This is a genomic window from Pseudomonas saudimassiliensis (assembly GCF_000939975.1).
Taxonomy (GTDB): Bacteria; Pseudomonadota; Gammaproteobacteria; order Pseudomonadales; family Pseudomonadaceae; genus Halopseudomonas; species Halopseudomonas saudimassiliensis.
The window spans coordinates 122875-139539 of record NZ_LK391969.1; the positions used below are offsets into that span (position 1 = coordinate 122875).

Below are 16665 nucleotides of genomic sequence, written 5' to 3' on the forward strand. Positions count from 1 at the left end.
CAAGTACATCCCTGTAGCTCGCGATAGCCATCTCTGGCTATCGACGGTCGGTGATTGGCGCTACACGACCCGGCTGAAATGCTCCGTAACTCAGCCTCGGACCTGATTCAACAGATACTGGGTCAACAAGGGCACCGGCCGACCGGTGGCGCCCTTGTCCTTGCCGCCGCTGGTCCAGGCGGTGCCGGCAATGTCCAGGTGCGCCCAAGGGTAGGCCTTGGTGAAGCGCGACAGGAAGCAGGCCGCGGTGATGGTGCCGGCCTTCGGGCCACCGATGTTGGCGATGTCGGCGAAGGGGCTGTCCAGCTGCTCCTGATACTCGTCGAACAGCGGCAGTTGCCAGCCGCGGTCGTCGGCCTGCTTGCCGGCATCCAGCAATTGCTCGATCAGTTCATCGTTATTACCCATGACGCCGGTGGTCTGGCTGCCCAGGGCAACGATGCAGGCGCCGGTAAGGGTGGCGATATCGACTACGCTGGCCGGCTTGAAGCGCTCGGCATAGGTCAGCGCATCGCACAGCACCAGACGGCCTTCGGCGTCGGTGTTGAGGATCTCGATGGTCTGGCCGGACATGCTGGTGACGATGTCGCCGGGCTTGGTGGCGGTGCCGCTGGGCATGTTTTCGGCGGAGGCGATCAGCACGGTCAGGTTGATCGGCAACTGCAGGCTGACGACGGCCTTGAATACACCCAGGACGGTAGCCGCGCCGCACATGTCGTATTTCATTTCATCCATGCCGGCACCGGGCTTGAGGCTGATGCCGCCGGTGTCGAAGGTGATGCCCTTGCCCACCAGCACATGGGGCTGGGTGTCGGCTGCCGCGCCCTGATAGCTCAGGCGGATCAGCTTGGCCGGTTCGGCGCTGCCAGCGCTGACCGACAGCAGGGAGCCCATGCCCAGGGCGCGCATGTCGCTTTCCTCGAGCACCTCGACGTCGGTGCCCTCGAACTGCTCGGCCAGGGCCTTGGCATGGTCGGCCAGGTAGGTAGGGGTGCAGACGTTGCCGGGCAGGTTGCCCAGGGTGCGGGTCAGGTCGGTGCCATCGCTGATGGCCTGGCCGTGGGCGATGGCCTGGTTGAGCGCGTCGGCATCGGCCTGGTCAGCGGACCAGAGGGTGCATGTCTGCAACCGCGGCTTGTCGGCCTTCTTGCTCTTGTACTGGTCGAACTGATACAGGCTTTCGCGGATGGTCTCGACGGCCAGGCGCGCACGGGAGTACAGGTCGCGACCCTTGACCGGCAATTCGCTGAGTGCCAGCACCGCATCGGTGGCGCCGCCATCCTTGAGAATGGCTACCGCCTTCTGCAGCAGTTTGCGGTAGTCACGGTCGCCCAGTTCCGGCTTGTCGCCGCTGCCGATCAGCAACAGGCGCTGTGCGGCCACGCCGGGCAGGTCGAACAGCATCAGCGTCTGCCCCAGCTTGCCAGCGATATCGCCTTGCTTGACGGCGGCACTGATCCGCCCGCCGCAGAGGCTGTCGAGGTGGGCGGCGGTGCCGGTGAGGGTGCTTGATTCGTTGATGCTGACGACCAGGCAGCCGGTTTCGATGCTTTCCGGTGCCCCGTGCTTGACGTTGAACTCCATGGTGCTCCCCAAGACAAATCGTGTGGATTGACCGATAATGCAGCCCAATTATGGCCGACATAGTGCCGGCTCGGGTCAGGCAGCTGCATTCAGTCAGGCTGTAGCTGCATTCTGGCCTATTCCCGAGAGCCCTTAAAGCCCCCGGATTCAAGGAAACCAATGTGATCGTATTCCGATACCTCAGCCGCGAGGTGCTGACCACGCTTGCAGCCGTCAGCGGCGTGCTGCTGCTGATCATCATGAGCGGCCGCTTCATCAAGTACCTGGCCCAGGCGGCGGCGGGGCAGCTGGACCCCGGCGTGCTGTTCACCATCATGGGGTATCGCCTGCCAGGCTTCGTGGTACTCATCCTGCCGCTGGGCATGTTCCTCGGCATCCTGCTGGCCCACGGTCGCATGTACCTGGACAGCGAAATGGCGGTGCTATCGGCCACCGGGGTCAGTGACCGCAAGATCCTCGCCTACACCCAGGGGCCGGCCCTGTTAGTGGCGCTGCTGGTCGCCTGGCTCAGCCTATGGGTGGCGCCGGCCGGCGTGCTCAAGACCCAGCAGCTGTTCAACGAGCAGGATGCCATGACCGAGTTCGATACCCTGGCGGCCGGACGCTTCCAGTCGCTGGGTAGCGGCCTGCGCGTGACCTATGCCGGCGGACTGTCGGATGACCGTACCGAGCTGGAAACCATCTTCATTGCGGAAAGCACTGGCTCGGGCGAGGACGCCAGTGTCGGCGTGTTGGTGGCCGAGAGCGGGCGACAGCAGATGAACACGGACGGCAGTCGTTATCTGGTTCTGCAAAACGGCTATCGCTACGACGGTCGCCCCGGCTCGGCGGATTTCCGTACCATTCAGTACGATACCTACGGTGTGCTCCTGCCCAAGCCCGAAGTCGTGACCGAAGTGACTGATCGCGAGGCGATGGCCTCCACGGACCTGCTTGGCAGCCCAGATCTGCGCAACCGGGCCGAGTTGCAGTGGCGACTGGCGATCCCGCTACTGGTGCCCATAGTGGCGTTCTTCGCGGTGCCGCTGGCGCGGGTCAATCCCCGGCAGGGGCGCTTCCTCAAGCTCCTGCCCGCGATCATTCTGTACATGGCTTATCTGGCCATGCTGGTCAGCGCCCGCGGCTGGATGGAGGCGGGCAAGACGCCGGCAGCGCTGGGGCTCTGGTGGGTTCATGGGGTGTTTCTGACGATCGGTGTGCTCCTCAACTTCCGCGTGCTGACTGCGCCCAGTGCACCTGCAGGAGGCCGGCATGCGGCTGCTTGATCGCCATATCGGCAAGACCGTCTTCCTCAGCGTGCTGACAGTGGCGGTGATCGTGGTGGGTCTCGACCTCTTGTTCGCCTATATCAGTGAACTCGAAGACCTGGAAGGCGGCTACGGCGCTGTCGAGGCGCTGACCTATATCCTCCTGACCACCCCGCGGCGTCTCTACGAGCTGCTTCCGATGGCCGCACTGGTCGGCTGCCTGATTGGCCTGGGCACGCTGGCAAGCAACTCGGAACTGACGGTGATGCGCGCCTCGGGGGTATCCATCGCCCGCATCATGGGCGCCGTGCTCAAGCCCCTGCTGGCACTGATGGTCGCCGGGGTACTGCTTGGGGAATACGCTGCCCCTTATAGTGAAAACCTGGCGGAAAGCCGCCGGGCACTGGCGATAGGCAGCGGCGAAGCGGTCAAGTCCAAGGGGCTCTGGCACCGGGAAGGCGACGACTTCATCCATATCAACGCGGTGCAGCCCAACGGCGTGCTGCATGGCATCACCCGCTACCGTTTCGATGATCAGCGAGAACTGATCGAGACCAGTTTCGCGCATCGGGCGAGCGTGCAGGGCGAGGATTGGTTACTTGAAGATGTGGCGACCACGCTGTTCGAGCCGGACGGCACCAGCCGGGTCGAACAGCACGCGCAGCAGCGCTGGGATGTAGGCCTGTCGCCACGGCTGCTGCGGGTCGTGCTGCTTGATCCAGACGTACTGCCGTTGACCGGCATCTGGCATTATCAGAATTACCTCGCCGAGCAGGGGCTGAATAACAGCCAGTATTGGTTGGCGTTCTGGAAGAAGTTGCTGCAACCGCTGACCACCGCTGCGCTGGTATTTGTTGCCATCTCCTTCATTTTTGGTCCGCTGCGCTCGGTTACCCTGGGGCAACGGGTGTTCACTGGCGTGTTGGTCGGGTTCAGCTTCCGCATTCTGCAGGACCTGCTGGGGCCCTCCAGTCTGGTGTTCGGGTTCTCGCCCCTGATTGCGGTGCTGCTCCCCATCCTGATTCTGCTGGTCATGGGCGGTTTGCTGATGCGGCGCGCCGGTTGAACCCACTTGGCGGCTGCGCCAATTATGGCGCAGCGGCTTGTGGATAAATTTGTGAGTAAGGTGTTGAGGGCGCGGTTTGCTTGCGCCTCCAGCCCCCTGGGCAACAAGTTGCACAGCACTGCGCAACTTATTGCGCATTTCCTTGTGCGTTGGTTCACAGCCCTTGCGTGTCGCGAATAGCGTGGCAGGGTAAGTGTTTGATTCAGATGTGCTTTTTTATATTGGCATGGCTCTTGTAATACGACTGGTTCCCGGATCGCCATGATCCACTCAATCCAGGCAAGGAGAGCAACATGCCAACACCAGCGTATCTGACCATCGAAGGCACCAAGCAAGGCCTCATCACCGCCGGCACCTTTACCGAAGATTCCGTCGGCAACATCTTCCAGGAAGGTCATGAAGACCAGATCCTGGTTCAGGCCTTCGATCATCAGGTCATCATTCCCCGCGATCCGCAATCCGGCCAGCCGACCGGTCAGCGCGTGCACAAGCCGCTGATGATCACCAAGGTGTTCGACAAGTCGTCGCCGCTGATCTTCAATTCGCTGACTTCCGGCGAGCGTCTGAACAAGTGCCGCCTGGAGTGGTACCGCACCTCCGCTACCGGCACCCAGGAGCACTACTTCACCATCGAGCTGCACGACGCCATCATCGTCGACGTCCAGTCGCGCATGCCCAACTGCCAGGACCCGAACCTGTCGCATTTCACACACCTGGAAGATGTCTACTTCACCTACCGCAAGATCGTCTGGACCCACGAAGTATCCGGTACTTCCGGCTCCGATGACTGGCGTACCCCGATCTCTGCCTGAGCCGCGCAGTGATCGATGCCTGCGGCCGGTGTTCCGGTCGCAGGCTTTTCCATGACATGCAAGGAGCTTCCGGAAAACGTAGCGCGTCACCAGCGTGGCTGTGTAAGGGTTTTCCAGAGATTCCAAGAAGGAACACAGGATGTTCGCCCCGGCCAATACCGCCCATTTCACCCTCGCCATGCCCCACCTGGACCACGACTTCAAGGTGCTGGCCTTCCAGGGTACCGAAGCCATCAGCCAGCCCTACTGCTTCGAACTGGACCTGGTGAGCGAACGGCCGGACCTGGATATCGAAGGGCTGCTGCATCAGCCGGCGTTTCTTTCTTATGCCGGGCCCGACAAGGGCGTGCACGGGTCGGCATGGAGGTACTGGTCAGCTTCCTCGAAGGTGACCCAGACCAACCGCTCGTCACCGGCTGCCTCTACCACAAGACGCATCAAGTCCCGTACCCCCTGCCAGAACACAAGACAAGAAGCGTCTTCAAGACCCTCAGCAGCCCCGGCGGCGAGGGCTTCAACGAACTGCGCATCGAAGACAAGGCCGGTGAAGAACAGATCTTCATCCACGCCCAACGCGACTGGGACCAGAACATCCAGCACGACCAGCATGTGCGTGTCGGTCACGAGCGCCACGACCGCGTCGAGGCCAACAGCTACACCGAGCTGCTGGCCGAAGAGCACCACACCACCCATGCCGACCGTAAAACCGAGCTCAAGGCCGATGACCACCTGACCATCGCGGGCAACCAGCACGTCAAGCTGGGTGCCGCCCAGCTCCTGGCCGCCGGCCGCGAAATCCATCTGAAGGCCGGCCAGAAAATGGTCATCGAAGCCGGCATGGAAATCACCCTCAAAGCCGGCGGCAGTTTCATCAAGATCGACCCCAGCGGTGTAACCCTGCTGGGTCCGCAGGTACGGTTGAATTCGGGTGGTAGTCCGGGAAATGGCTCGAATATCGGAATCAAATTGCCGGAGATATCGGATACAGGCGATGACGATCAACGCGGCAACTTATTGGAACAGGCACAACCCAACGTTGAGAACGATTTAAAGTGGCTACAAGTGCCGAAGGGGCAGCTCACCTTCGACGTTGAAGGTAATGATGATGAAAGTTCGATATATTTCAGTCGAGTTGCTCATTGGCCCCGGTTAGGAGCGTCGGGGATAACTATCGGCAGAGGATATGATATTGGCCATCAATCTAACGTGAAAAGCGATTTGGAAAGTGTTGGCATCACAGAGCCCCTGCTTTCATGGTTAGAGGGAGCGCAAGGCCTGACGCGAAACGCTGCTCGGGATTATTTGCAGAATGCCAGTCCAGAGATCCGGCGCCATCAAATAACGCGGAAGCAGCAGCAAGAGCTTTTCCTGCTGGCGTATGAGCGCATGGAAAATGATGTTAAGTGAATATCCAACAAAAAAGACGTGGTTGAAGCTTACGGCGGCACCGATTGGGAAAATCTAAATCCAAAAATCAAGGAGATGTTGGTGGATCTCAGATTCAGAGGTGATTACACGCCTCGCATGCGCCAAAAAATTCAGGTTCACGTCGCGAACAATGACCTCGACAAGTTCAGACAGGTGATCACTGATCGTTCTGTCTGGCCCGCAGACTTTCCTGCGGATCGATTTTCGAAGCACGCAGCCTTCTTAGAGGATTGATCATGCGAGCACGATCATGGTTAGCCGCTACATTTTTCTGCCTTTACTCAGTATCTTGCGTAGCCGCAGGCGGCGATATCCCCGGCTACGTAATGGAAATCGGGACGAAAAGAATCAGTGAACACCTTTTCCGATTTACAAGACACAACGCCGAGTCCCCGTATCCCTGTCTGAAACTGGAGTTGATAGCTCCGGCGGAAGACTGGGCGGTGGTCGAGAAAAAAGAAATCTGTGAAATGAATGGGAAGAATCTCGAACACGATTACGCCTATGCTTCATTCGGAGCGTTAAGTTTTACCGACGAGGCGTTGCTGTTCCAATTTACTTTTTTTGACAAAACCAGCCCGGGCGAGTACATCCAGGATTGCGCCATACCACTAGGTAACCGAATCGGCAATCTCCAATGCACTGCTCCTGAAATGTTATCCGACTGACGGAAAAGCCCCTGCTAATTGGATTTTTCCCAGGTTTGCTGCTGCTTCTAAACCGTGCTGATTCAGCGCTCTTGGTGATCCCGGTAAAAAACGCCAGCGAAGTCGCACGGTTTATTAGAGATGAGAAATATAAAGCCACAACGTCTCTTGGTCGCCATGGTTATCGTCTTGGTCAGCCAGTTGACAGCTGCCCAAACGGCAATCGACCCATGTGAAAATATAACGCACAGTTTACCGGTGCTGGCTTGTGCAAAATCGGGCTGGAAGACTGCGCGAGGGCAAATGGAGGAGTCGCTCGATTTATTGCGGGAAAGAATAAATAAAACATATGCTGCAGATCCAGACCTGGGGGCGCAGCTGCTGGAAGACGTGGAACACGCTCAGCGATACTGGGCAGAATCTGTCAAAGCAGATTGCGATCTCGAGGCCTTCGAGATTGAAAAGGGCACTCAAGCCTATCGGGCTGCTTTCTTTTCCTGCTCTACGAGACGGTATGAACAGAGAGTTTCGTACCTAAATAACCTGCTCGCTTTGTGACCCACCTAAGGTTGCTCCAGAATCAGCTCGCTACCCGTGCTCATCCCCTAACCCAAAAGTGTGGTTTCGATACAAAATAGTGATTTGTATCTCAAATCGACTATTTCTGATTAGTGCTTCTTTTTGGGACTTCTATATTTCTCTGGCCGCACTGCCTCCTGGTGATGCGGTAGGGCGCCCGAGTCATCCCTATCCCTAACAAGAAGGAGGACGATATGTCCTTTATCCAAATGACAAGAAAAGCCCTGCTGCTCGGGATTTTTCTTGGTTTGCTGCCACTTCAGGCCGCTATGGCCGTCAACCCGCCTACTGACCCCGAAGAGCCGCCGCCTGGCGGCAATCCGCTGCCGCCGGTGTCCCGCGTGGACGCTGACGGCCCCTATGCCGTTATTATCGATACCCGCACGGGTCCCTCGCGTGCCGGCTGGGTGGCACGTCCGACGACCTTGGGAGCGAACGGCGTTGCGCATCCCATCTTCATCTGGGGGCCGGGTGCGGCCAGTCGGCCCAGCGACTACGAGGACCATCTGCGGCGCATCGCTTCCCACGGTTTCGTGGTGTATTCCGAGGTGTCGTCGAACTCGGGCGATGAGATGGGCGAGGCAATCGACTGGCTGATCGAGCAGAACAGCAGCTCCCGTAGCCCTTACTACCAGAAGCTGGATACCAGCAAGATTGGGGCGGGCGGTCATTCCCGCGGTTCGGTTGCCACCTTCGCCAATGCCAGCGATGCGCGCCTGACCACAACCATCCATGTGGCTGGCGGCTCTTTCGACGGTCGCGGACCAGACAATCTGCGGCGCCCGGCGGCGTTTATCTGCGGTGAGGATGACCGTACTGCGACGCCCAACTGTGAGCGGGACTATCGCAACGCCCGCACGCCGGTCTGGTTCACGGTGATTGATGATGCCAGCCACACCAGCACCGCGCGCGATGGCCTGGCGGTGATTGTGGGCTGGCTGCGTTGGCAGCTGGCAGGTGAGACCGAGCGGCGGACGATGTTCATCGATCCGAGCTGCGATTTCTGTGGTAGCGGCTACGAGACGCAGTACAAGAACTGGTAATGTCGATGGGAGCGGCGCAGCCATGGCGCCTGATGCGCGCTCCCATCCCTTGGTCTGGATCACCTCTTGGGCAACGCCACCGTCCGGGTGCCGGAAGCGATATCCGGCCAGGTGCGCGATTGCTTGTCCCACAACGCCCACCAGATACCCAGCCCGCCACAGAGCCAGGAGATCAATCCGACCGTGACCCGGTTGATTGCCTGTTGCCAGGTGATGGAGCGGCCATCGGGCTGCTGCACGCGCACGCGCCAGGCCTGGGCACCCAGGGTCTGGCCACGCAAGGTCCAGAACAGGCCGAAGAAACCGTAGATGAAGACGATCATCAGGATGGTCAGCACCGGATCGCGGTCCAGCGCGCCGGCGTCGGACATCGCCTGCAAGGCTTCGCTACCGTAGACCATACGCAGGATACCCTGCTGGTACACCAGGATGAGCACCATCAACAGTGCCAACACCAACAGCAGGTCGTAGAAGTTGCTGGCCAGGCGGCGGAACAGGCCGGGAGCGGGGAAATCCCCGGTGGGTAACAGTTGCTTGACCGCCATGCGGACTCCGTCTGTGTCAGGTTGCCGAGATCGTTCAGCGCCGGGTCAGGGGCGAATGTTCAAACACTACGCCAGCCAGACCCTGTTGCAGCAGGGCGCGGATGTTGGCGTGATCGCTGCCTTCAGGGTCGGCCAGGACGGCCTGGTAATGTTCGGCGAAGCAGTGCAGGGTCTGCTGGTCGGTCAGGCCTTGGTCCAGCGCCAGGGCCAGCACCTTGCAGGAGCCCTGGTTCTGCTCCGCGCTATTGCTTACCGGCCCGTTGCGGAAGGCGCTGGGCTGGTAGTGGTAGTGCCGGTCGATAAACGCCAGGGTATCGGCAAAGCGGTGGTCGGGCGAGCCCAGGCGGGCTTTGAATTGCTCGATGGTCATGGGCGTTCGGCACTCAAGGTGATGGACACCGACTCGGCATACCGTAGGGCATGGGGCTTGTCGACCTCGATCTCGGCGTAGCGCACCTGCTCATGCTGCATGACGATATCCAGCAGCTCCTGGGTGAGCCGCTCGAGCAGGGCGAAGCGGTTGTTTTCCACGTGGCTGATCAGCGCCTTGGTGATGGTGCGGTAGTTCAACGCGTGGTCAATCTCGTTCTCGGTCACGGCGCTGTCCGCCGGGTAGAGGATGCGGACGTTGATCAGCACGTCCTGGCGGTTGTTGATCTCCTCTTCCTTGATGCCGATAAAGGTACGCAGGCGCAGATCCTTGATCCGGATACGCGCCAGACCGGGCTCTAACCGTTCCATGTCAGTTGCTCCGGCCGATCAGTTGCAGGAATTCCTGGCGGGTATTGAACGACTCGCGGAAGCTGCCCAGCATCACCGAGGTCATCATCGAGGAGTTCTGCTTCTCCACGCCGCGCATCATCATGCACATGTGCCGCGCCTCAATGACCACGGCCACACCCTTGGCGCCGGTCACCGATTGCACCGCCTCGGCGATCTGCCGGGTCAGGCTTTCCTGGATCTGCAGGCGGCGGGCGAACATGTCGACGATGCGCGCTACCTTGGACAGGCCAATGACCTTGCCATCGGGCATGTAGGCTACGTGGGCCTTGCCGATGAAGGGCAGCATATGGTGTTCGCAGAGGGAATAGAGTTCGATGTTCTTGACGATCACCATCTCGTCGCTGGACGACTCGAACAGGGCGCCGTTGACGATGTCTTCCAGCGACTGATCGTATCCACGGCAGAGAAACTGCATGGCCTTGGCGGCGCGCAGGGGAGTGCCCTTGAGCCCTTCACGTTGGGGATCTTCACCCAGATTGCTCAGGATGTCGTGATAGTTGCTGGTCAGTTTTTCAAGGCTCATGGGGTTCTCTCGTGGATTCACTTCAGGTTCCTGCCGCCGTTCAGATCCAGGCAGGTACCGGTTACGTAGGGGTTGTCCAGCAGATAACGGATGGACTGGTACACCACATCCGGGCCGGGTTCGATGCCCAGCGCCGATTTCGCCAGCGCCTTCTCCCGGTACGCTTCGGTATCGCCCTCATTGAACATGATCAGCGCCGGCGCGATGGCATTGACCTTGATGTGCGGTGCGAAACGGGCGGCGAAGGAGCGGCTGAGGCTTTCCAGTCCGGCCTTGGTGGCGCTGTAGGCAATGTGCCGGGCGCTGCCGCGCTGGGCGACGTGATCGCTGATATGGATGATGTCGCCGGTCATCGCGGGATCGAACAGCTCGGCGCAGGCCAGGTTCAACAGATAGGGCGCCTGCATATGCACCATGAACATCCGCTGGAAAGCGTCGGCCTGGTTCTCATCATCCATCCACTCCGAGGCGTTGTGGATCAACGCGCGCAGCTGGATCCGCCGGCTGACCAGGGTGTCGATCAGCGCCTGGATGCCCGCTTCGGTGGAGAAGTCGGCGAGCAGCACTTCGATATTGTCCGGCGGCGCATCCTGCCACTGCGGGCGTGGCCGGCGGCAGGTGATGATCACCCGGAATCCGTCGGCCGCCAGCCGCTGGGCGCAATGCAGCCCCACACGCTGGGCTGCTCCGGTAATCAGAATGGTCTGCTGATTGGTCATGGGGGCCGGGTCTGGTGGTCGATCGAAGGCCGTATCTTAACATGTCTGCCCGGCTGGGTCCGGCAGCGGGAGGTCGATTCGGGCATACTATGCGCCCGGTTTATCTTTCAAGGGGGCAGAGATGCGTCTGGCAATACTCAGTGGTTCGGTGTTCGGCACCGCCGATTTTCTCGCGGATGAGGCAGCGGAGCGCTGCGCGGCGGCGGGGCTGCAGGTCAGCCGCATCAAGCCAGCCTCGGTTGATGCGCTGCTGGCGGCGGATGCGCAGGCCATTCTGGTGTGTTGCTCCACGACCGGAATGGGCGAGCTGCCAGACGCCATTATGCCGTTCTACAGCGAGTTGCAGACGCGTTTCCCGCTGCTGACCGGCATCCCCTTCGGCGTCATCGGCCTGGGCGATTCGTCCTATGGCGACACCTTCTGCCAGGGCGGCGAGCAGCTCCGCGAGCTGCTGCTGGAGCTGCAGGCGCGCGAAGCCCTGCCCATGCTGCGGCTGGACGCCAGCGAAACGGTCACCCCAGAGGTGGATGCCGAGCCCTGGCTCGACGAGTTTATCGGGCTGCTGCAGAACGGTTGATCAGGAGAGGCTCTCGGTCCCGGCCGCCAGGCGGGCCAGGGCCTGATCATCGAGGATGGTGATCTGGCTGTAGTGGATGCTGATCCAACCCGCCTGCTCGAGTTTCTTCAACAGCTTGTTGATGCTCTGGCGCGAGCTGTTGAGCATCAGCCCGAGCATTTCCTGGGATAGCTGGATCGTCAGCCGGCCGTTGCCCTGTTCCACATCGCCGTAGTATTGGCCGTGCATCAGCAGGCGCTTGGCCAATCGCGCTGGTAAAGGCAGCAGGGCGCTGTCTTCCATCATGTCGAAGGACAGGCGCAGGCGCCGGCACAACAGCCGCATGAAATGGGGATAGAGTTCCGGGCGGCGTTCCAGCAACTGCTGAAATCCGCTGCGCGGAATCAGCAGCACCTCGGTTGGCCCCATCGCGTGGGCGTCGTGGGTGCGCGGTAGGCCATCAAACAGCGAAATCTCGCCAAACCAGTTGCCGGGGCTCAGCACCGTCAGCAGGGCTTCGCGGCCATCGGCACCGGTATTGCTGATGCGCATGGCACCCTTGCTGATGCCATAAAGCCCATCCGGCAGGTCCCCCCGGGCATGCAAGCGTTGCCCGTCTTCCAGCCGCCGCAGCCGGGCCAGCGCCACCATCTCGCTGATACAGTCCGCCGGCAGGTCGCGGAACCAGCGATTGCGCTGCAGTAGCGCCACATGCCGGTCGCCGTCGTCCGTTGACACTGTAACCTGGTTGACAGTGCTGTCTGCTGCCACGTTCTAGACTCTCCTGAAGAATGCCGGCCAGGGTCGCCGCCGCCTGCGGATAGTATGCCCAATTGTCCGGCCCTTGGCGCCCCCGCAAGTCCCCACATACAAGAGGATCACCCCCATGAATGCACTACAGTCGCTGCCCGCCATCGATATCCAGGGCCAGGTGAGCCCGGAAGAATGGCAGACCCGGCTTGATCTGGCTGCCTGTTACCGCCTGATTGCCATGTACGGCTGGGATGATGTGGTGTTCACCCACGTGTCAGCGAAGATCCCGGGTACCGAGCATTTCCTGATCAACCCCTATGGCTTGATGTTCGAGGAGATGACCGCTTCCAATCTGGTCAAGATCGACCTGCAGGGCAACAAGGTCATGGACTCGCCCTACGAGATCAATCCCGCCGGCTTCACCATCCACAGCGCTATCCATGAGGTGCGCCATGACGCTGGGTGTGTATTGCATACCCACACGCCGGCCGGGGTGGGTGTTTCCTGCCAGAAGGACGGCATTCTGCCGATTTCCCAGCAGGCGCTGTTCGTGCTGTGCAGCCTGGCCTACCACGACTACGAAGGCGTCGCGCTGAACGAGGAGGAGAAAGTGCGGCTGCAGGCCGATCTGGGCTACGCCAATAATCTGGTGCTGCGCAACCACGGCCTGCTGACCTGCGGCAAGACCGTCTCCGATGCCTTCCTCACCATGTATACCCTGCAGCGCTGCTGCGAGATCCAGGTGGCTGCGCAGGCTGGCGGTAGCGAGTTGCTGACCATCCCGCAGACCATCCTCGATGGCGCCAAGGAAAGCATGCGCAAGGTAACCCGGGGGGCGGGCAGCGGTATCGCCTGGCCGGCCCTGGTGCGCAAGCTGCAGCGGGTCAATCCGGGTTTCGATGTCTGACATGGACCGGCTGGTGGGCATCCCCCTGGATGATTGGCGCGCCCAGGCGCGGACCTTCGACTTTCGTGGCCACACGCTACGTTATTGGGAGGCGGGGCAGGGCGAACCCCTGCTGCTGATCCACGGCTTCCCGTCCGGCTCCTGGGACTGGCATTACCTCTGGCAGCCGCTCGCCGAGCGCTACCGGGTGATCGCCTGCGACATGCTGGGTTTCGGCTTTTCCGCCAAACCGCGGGGGCACGCCTACAGCCTGCTGGAGCAGGCGGACATCCAGCAGGCGCTGCTGGCGCAGCTGGGTGTGGGCCGCTACCACATCCTCGCCCATGACTATGGCGACAGCGTCGCCCAGGAATTGCTGGCGCGGGATATGGAGGGGGAGCGGCGCATCGGCAGCCTGTGCTTGCTCAACGGTGGCCTGTTTCCGGAAACCCACCGTCCGGTGTTGCTGCAGAAGCTCCTGATGAGTCCGATCGGCTATCTGATTGGCCGGCGTTTCAGCCGCGAGCGGTTGGCGGCCAGCTTCGGCAAGGTGTTCGGTGCCCACACACAGCCGAGCGAGGCGGAGCTGGACGCTTTCTGGACCATGATCGAAACCAATGACGGCCCCGGGGTGATGCACCGGCTGATCCGCTATATGGCCGAGCGGCGGGTGCACCGCGAGCGGTGGGTCGGGGCCATGCAGTGCACGGCGGTGCCGATGCGGGTGATCGATGGGGCGGCGGATCCGATTTCCGGTGCCCACATGGTGGCCCGGTATCGGGAATTGATTGCCGAGCCCGATACCGTCTTGCTGGAGGGCATCGGGCACTATCCCCAGGTGGAGGCCCCGGAGCAGGTGCTGAGCGGTTACCTGGCGTTTCGCGATCAGCGGGGGTAAGAGGCAGCCCGGCTGCCCCGTCAGGCGCTGTCTTACTTCTGCTCTTCGCGGAGAAACACCAATTTGTCCGCGCTGGAGCTGGCCTTGTCGAAGTAATAGCCCTCGAGATTGAAATCCTTCAGGCCCTCCGGGTCCTTCAGTCGTTCCTTGATCACATAGCGGGCCATCAGGCCGCGGGCCTTCTTGGCGTAGAAGCTGATGATCTTGTACTGGCCGTTCTTCTGGTCCTTGAACACGGTTTCGATCAGCCGGCCCTTGAGCGCCTTGGGCTTGACCGCGCCGAAGTATTCCTGCGAGGCGAGGTTGAGCAGCACGTCATCGCCCTGTTCGGCCAGGTCCTGGTTCAGCCATTCGGTAATGTGGTTGCCCCAGAAGGCATAAAGGTCTTTGCCCCGCGGGTTGGCCAGCTTGGTGCCCATTTCCAGGCGATAGGGCTGCATCAGGTCCAGCGGCCGCAGGATACCGTACAGGCCCGACAGCATGCGCAGGTGCTGCTGGGCGAAGGCGAAATCCTCCTCGCTGAAATCCTCGGCCTGCATGCCGGTGTAGACATCACCCTTGAAGGCCAGCAGCGCCTGTTTGCTGTTGTCGGTGGTGAAGGTGTCGCTGAAGCTGCCGTAGCGCGCGACGTTCAGCGCCGCCAGCTTGTCCGACAGGGACATCAGCTTGGCGATCTCTTGGGGCGACTGTTCCCGGAGCACGTCGATCAGCTCCCGGCTGTGATCCAGATAGCGTGGCAGGGTGTGGCGCTCGGTGGCCGGGGCTGTCTCGTAATCCAGGGTCTTGGCGGGGGAAATGACCATCAGCATAATGCGGGCTCCTTCGATTCGTTGCTCGGTATTATGCCGCAAGCTGCGCTTAATGGCTTGCAATGAGGGTGATAGAGGGTATTGATGGGGATAGTTTGGAGATGCATCTATCCCCCTTTCCCCGGCCCTCTCCCGCGAGGGGAGAGGGCTAGAGCGTGCGGAGCTGATTCGCTAGAGGTGGGTTTCGGCGTATTCGGCCAGCACCGAGCGCGGTACACCCTGCAGGTGGATGTGCACGCCGTGGGGGAAGTCCTTGAAGCATTCGGTAAGGTAGGTCAGCCCGGAGCTGGTGGCGTTCAGGTAGGGCGTGTCGATCTGCGCCAGGTTGCCCAGGCAAACCACCTTCGAGCCGGTGCCGGCGCGGGTGATGATGGTCTTGATCTGGTGCGGGGTGAGGTTCTGGCTCTCGTCGATCAGGATGAAGCTCTGCTGGAAGCTGCGGCCGCGGATGTAGTTCAGGGATTTGAACTGCAGCGGCACCCGATCGAGGATGTACTCCACACTGCCGTGGGTGCACTCGTCATCCATATGCAGGGCTTCCAGGTTATCGGTGATCGCCCCCAGCCAGGGCTCCATTTTCTCCTTCTCGGTACCCGGCAGAAAACCGATGTCCTCATCCAGCCCCTGGGTACTGCGGGTGGCAATGATGCGCCGGTAGGTCTTGCTCACCATGGTCTGCTCGATGGCGGCAGCCAGGGCCAGTATGGTCTTGCCAGAGCCGGCAGCGCCGGTGAGATTGACCAGGTGAATGTCGGGATCGAGCAGCGCGTGCAGCGCCAGCGCCTGGAACACATCCCGCGGCCGCAGCCCCCAGGCCTCCTGGTGGAGCAGGGGTTCGCGATGCATATCGAGCAAGCGCAGCGTACCACCCTCGACCCCTTTGACCTGCCCGATGAAACCCTGCTCGTCGATGATGAAATCGTTGATATGCAGGGCGGGCAGGTTATCGATGAGCTGGACCTCGTGCAGCGTCTGACCGGTGAGCTGGCGGGTTTCGACCTTGCTGGCGCGGTCCCAGAAGGACCCCTCTATCTGCAGATAACCGCGAGCCAGCAGATTGATGTCGTCGAGCAACTGATCGGTCTGGTAATCCTCGGCATCGATACCGCAGGCACGGGCCTTGAGCCGCATGTTGATGTCCTTCGACACCAGGACGATACGGTCATCGGGATGACGCACCTGCAGCTGGCACAGCTGGTTGATGATCTTGTTGTCGTTGATGTCGTTGGGCAGGCAGTGGGCCGGGAGGGGAGCTTTGTCCATCAGGATGGCGAGGGTACCGTTGGGCCCCAGTTTGCCGCGTTGAATGGGGACGCCGGACTCCACCAGGTCGGGTGGTGCGTCGGCCAGGGTCTGGTCGATCAGGCGGATGGCCTGGCGGCAGTCGGCTGCGGTGCTGGTCTTGCCGGATTTGAGCTTGTCGAGTTCTTCAAGGACGGTCATCGGGATGATGACGTGGTGTTCTTCGAAATTGAGCAGTGCGTTGGGGTCGTGGATGATGACGTTGGTATCAAGAACGTAGAAGGTGTGTCGGGTCGCTCCGCACGCTTCCATGGGCTATTACCTCGCAATGGTCGCAATCACGGGACTGGATCAAGCGCCGGTCCGCACCTGGCAGTCCGCAGGCCGACTCGCATTACCCGGCGGTATCAATGGATCACTGCCCGGTATCGGTCGGTTAATTGAGGTATAGCCCACTTTTGGTGACAGCCACAAGCGTCAGGGAAGGGAAATGCGTAACCGGACACTATCGGAACGGGGGGCGGCAGTGCCGCCCCGGCTATGGC

At 60.9% G+C, this 16665-nt stretch carries 19 protein-coding genes and 1 pseudogene; 11 read left to right on the forward strand and 9 right to left on the reverse strand.

Translation table 11 applies throughout. The annotated features are described in order from the left end of the window. Window positions 1-90 precede the first annotated feature (90 nt). On the reverse strand, window positions 91-1584 hold the full coding sequence (locus tag VG99_RS00605; RefSeq protein ID WP_044497707.1) for a leucyl aminopeptidase: 1494 nt from the start codon (window positions 1582-1584) through the stop codon (window positions 91-93). Between the two features lie 161 nt (window positions 1585-1745). Between VG99_RS00605 and lptF the strand changes: the two genes are divergently transcribed. The 8 genes and pseudogenes from lptF (at window position 1746) to VG99_RS15415 (ending at window position 8406) form a co-directional block, all read left to right on the forward strand. After that, entirely contained in the window at window positions 1746-2849 is a 1104-nt protein-coding gene (gene lptF, locus VG99_RS00610) for an LPS export ABC transporter permease LptF (RefSeq protein ID WP_044497709.1), read from the forward strand. Then, window positions 2836-3897 (forward strand): LPS export ABC transporter permease LptG, encoded by a 1062-nt coding sequence (gene lptG / locus VG99_RS00615; RefSeq protein WP_044497710.1) that lies wholly within the window; start codon window positions 2836-2838, stop codon window positions 3895-3897. Before lptF ends, lptG begins: the two co-directional genes overlap by 14 nt. A gap of 293 nt (window positions 3898-4190) precedes the next feature. Further along, a complete protein-coding gene (locus VG99_RS00620) occupies window positions 4191-4709 on the forward strand; it encodes an Hcp family type VI secretion system effector (protein WP_044497712.1) in 519 nt (172 codons plus the stop codon). A gap of 351 nt (window positions 4710-5060) precedes the next feature. Beyond that, window positions 5061-5744, forward strand: a pseudogene (locus tag VG99_RS16260) (bacteriophage T4 gp5 trimerisation domain-containing protein); the annotation flags it as partial. A gap of 27 nt (window positions 5745-5771) precedes the next feature. Next, a complete protein-coding gene (locus tag VG99_RS16265; RefSeq protein ID WP_239419938.1) occupies window positions 5772-6116 on the forward strand; it encodes a pesticin C-terminus-like muramidase in 345 nt (114 codons plus the stop codon). Window positions 6117-6373: 257 nt separating this feature from the next. Beyond that, window positions 6374-6805: a hypothetical protein gene (locus VG99_RS00635; RefSeq protein ID WP_158023853.1), complete on the forward strand. Its 432-nt coding sequence runs from the start codon at window positions 6374-6376 to the stop codon at window positions 6803-6805. Window positions 6806-6925: 120 nt separating this feature from the next. Continuing rightward, the gene (locus VG99_RS15600; RefSeq protein WP_076939703.1) at window positions 6926-7342 is read left to right on the forward strand and encodes a lysozyme inhibitor LprI family protein; all 417 of its coding nucleotides are present in this window, start codon (window positions 6926-6928) and stop codon (window positions 7340-7342) included. 215 nt (window positions 7343-7557) lie between these two features. Then, entirely contained in the window at window positions 7558-8406 is an 849-nt protein-coding gene (locus VG99_RS15415; protein ID WP_052508639.1) for a poly(ethylene terephthalate) hydrolase family protein, read from the forward strand. A 59-nt stretch (window positions 8407-8465) separates the two neighbouring features. Here VG99_RS15415 and VG99_RS00650 read toward each other — a convergent pair whose 3' ends face one another. Genes VG99_RS00650 through folM form a run of 5 tightly spaced genes read right to left on the reverse strand, consistent with a single transcriptional unit; the run spans window position 8466 to window position 10976 of the window. Continuing rightward, window positions 8466-8951: an RDD family protein gene (locus tag VG99_RS00650; RefSeq protein ID WP_044497718.1), complete on the reverse strand. Its 486-nt coding sequence runs from the start codon at window positions 8949-8951 to the stop codon at window positions 8466-8468. A gap of 34 nt (window positions 8952-8985) precedes the next feature. Next, the gene (locus tag VG99_RS00655; protein WP_044497720.1) at window positions 8986-9321 is read right to left on the reverse strand and encodes a HopJ type III effector protein; all 336 of its coding nucleotides are present in this window, start codon (window positions 9319-9321) and stop codon (window positions 8986-8988) included. Then, entirely contained in the window at window positions 9318-9692 is a 375-nt protein-coding gene (gene folX, locus VG99_RS00660) for a dihydroneopterin triphosphate 2'-epimerase (RefSeq protein WP_044497722.1), read from the reverse strand. Before folX ends, VG99_RS00655 begins: the two co-directional genes overlap by 4 nt. A 1-nt stretch (window position 9693) precedes the next feature. Continuing rightward, entirely contained in the window at window positions 9694-10257 is a 564-nt protein-coding gene (gene folE / locus VG99_RS00665) for a GTP cyclohydrolase I FolE (protein ID WP_044497724.1), read from the reverse strand. A gap of 17 nt (window positions 10258-10274) precedes the next feature. Beyond that, complete coding sequence (gene folM / locus VG99_RS00670; RefSeq protein ID WP_044497725.1) at window positions 10275-10976, reverse strand: dihydromonapterin reductase; 702 nt, start codon at window positions 10974-10976, stop codon at window positions 10275-10277. A gap of 121 nt (window positions 10977-11097) precedes the next feature. Between folM and VG99_RS00675 the strand changes: the two genes are divergently transcribed. Then, the gene (locus VG99_RS00675; protein ID WP_044497726.1) at window positions 11098-11553 is read left to right on the forward strand and encodes a flavodoxin domain-containing protein; all 456 of its coding nucleotides are present in this window, start codon (window positions 11098-11100) and stop codon (window positions 11551-11553) included. Here VG99_RS00675 and VG99_RS00680 read toward each other — a convergent pair whose 3' ends face one another. Further along, a complete protein-coding gene (locus VG99_RS00680) occupies window positions 11554-12303 on the reverse strand; it encodes a Crp/Fnr family transcriptional regulator (RefSeq protein ID WP_052508640.1) in 750 nt (249 codons plus the stop codon). A gap of 115 nt (window positions 12304-12418) precedes the next feature. Between VG99_RS00680 and VG99_RS00685 the strand changes: the two genes are divergently transcribed. Both VG99_RS00685 and VG99_RS00690 read left to right on the forward strand, forming a co-directional pair. Continuing rightward, a complete protein-coding gene (locus tag VG99_RS00685) occupies window positions 12419-13192 on the forward strand; it encodes a class II aldolase/adducin family protein (protein ID WP_044497727.1) in 774 nt (257 codons plus the stop codon). Window position 13193: 1 nt separating this feature from the next. Continuing rightward, on the forward strand, window positions 13194-14069 hold the full coding sequence (locus tag VG99_RS00690; RefSeq protein WP_044497729.1) for an alpha/beta fold hydrolase: 876 nt from the start codon (window positions 13194-13196) through the stop codon (window positions 14067-14069). Between the two features lie 32 nt (window positions 14070-14101). On the opposite strand, the gene yaaA is transcribed toward VG99_RS00690, so the two are convergent. Beyond that, a complete protein-coding gene (yaaA, locus tag VG99_RS00695; RefSeq protein ID WP_044497731.1) occupies window positions 14102-14878 on the reverse strand; it encodes a peroxide stress protein YaaA in 777 nt (258 codons plus the stop codon). 171 nt (window positions 14879-15049) lie between these two features. Further along, window positions 15050-16432: a PhoH family protein gene (locus tag VG99_RS00700; protein WP_044497732.1), complete on the reverse strand. Its 1383-nt coding sequence runs from the start codon at window positions 16430-16432 to the stop codon at window positions 15050-15052. Between the last annotated feature and the right edge of the window lie 233 nt (window positions 16433-16665).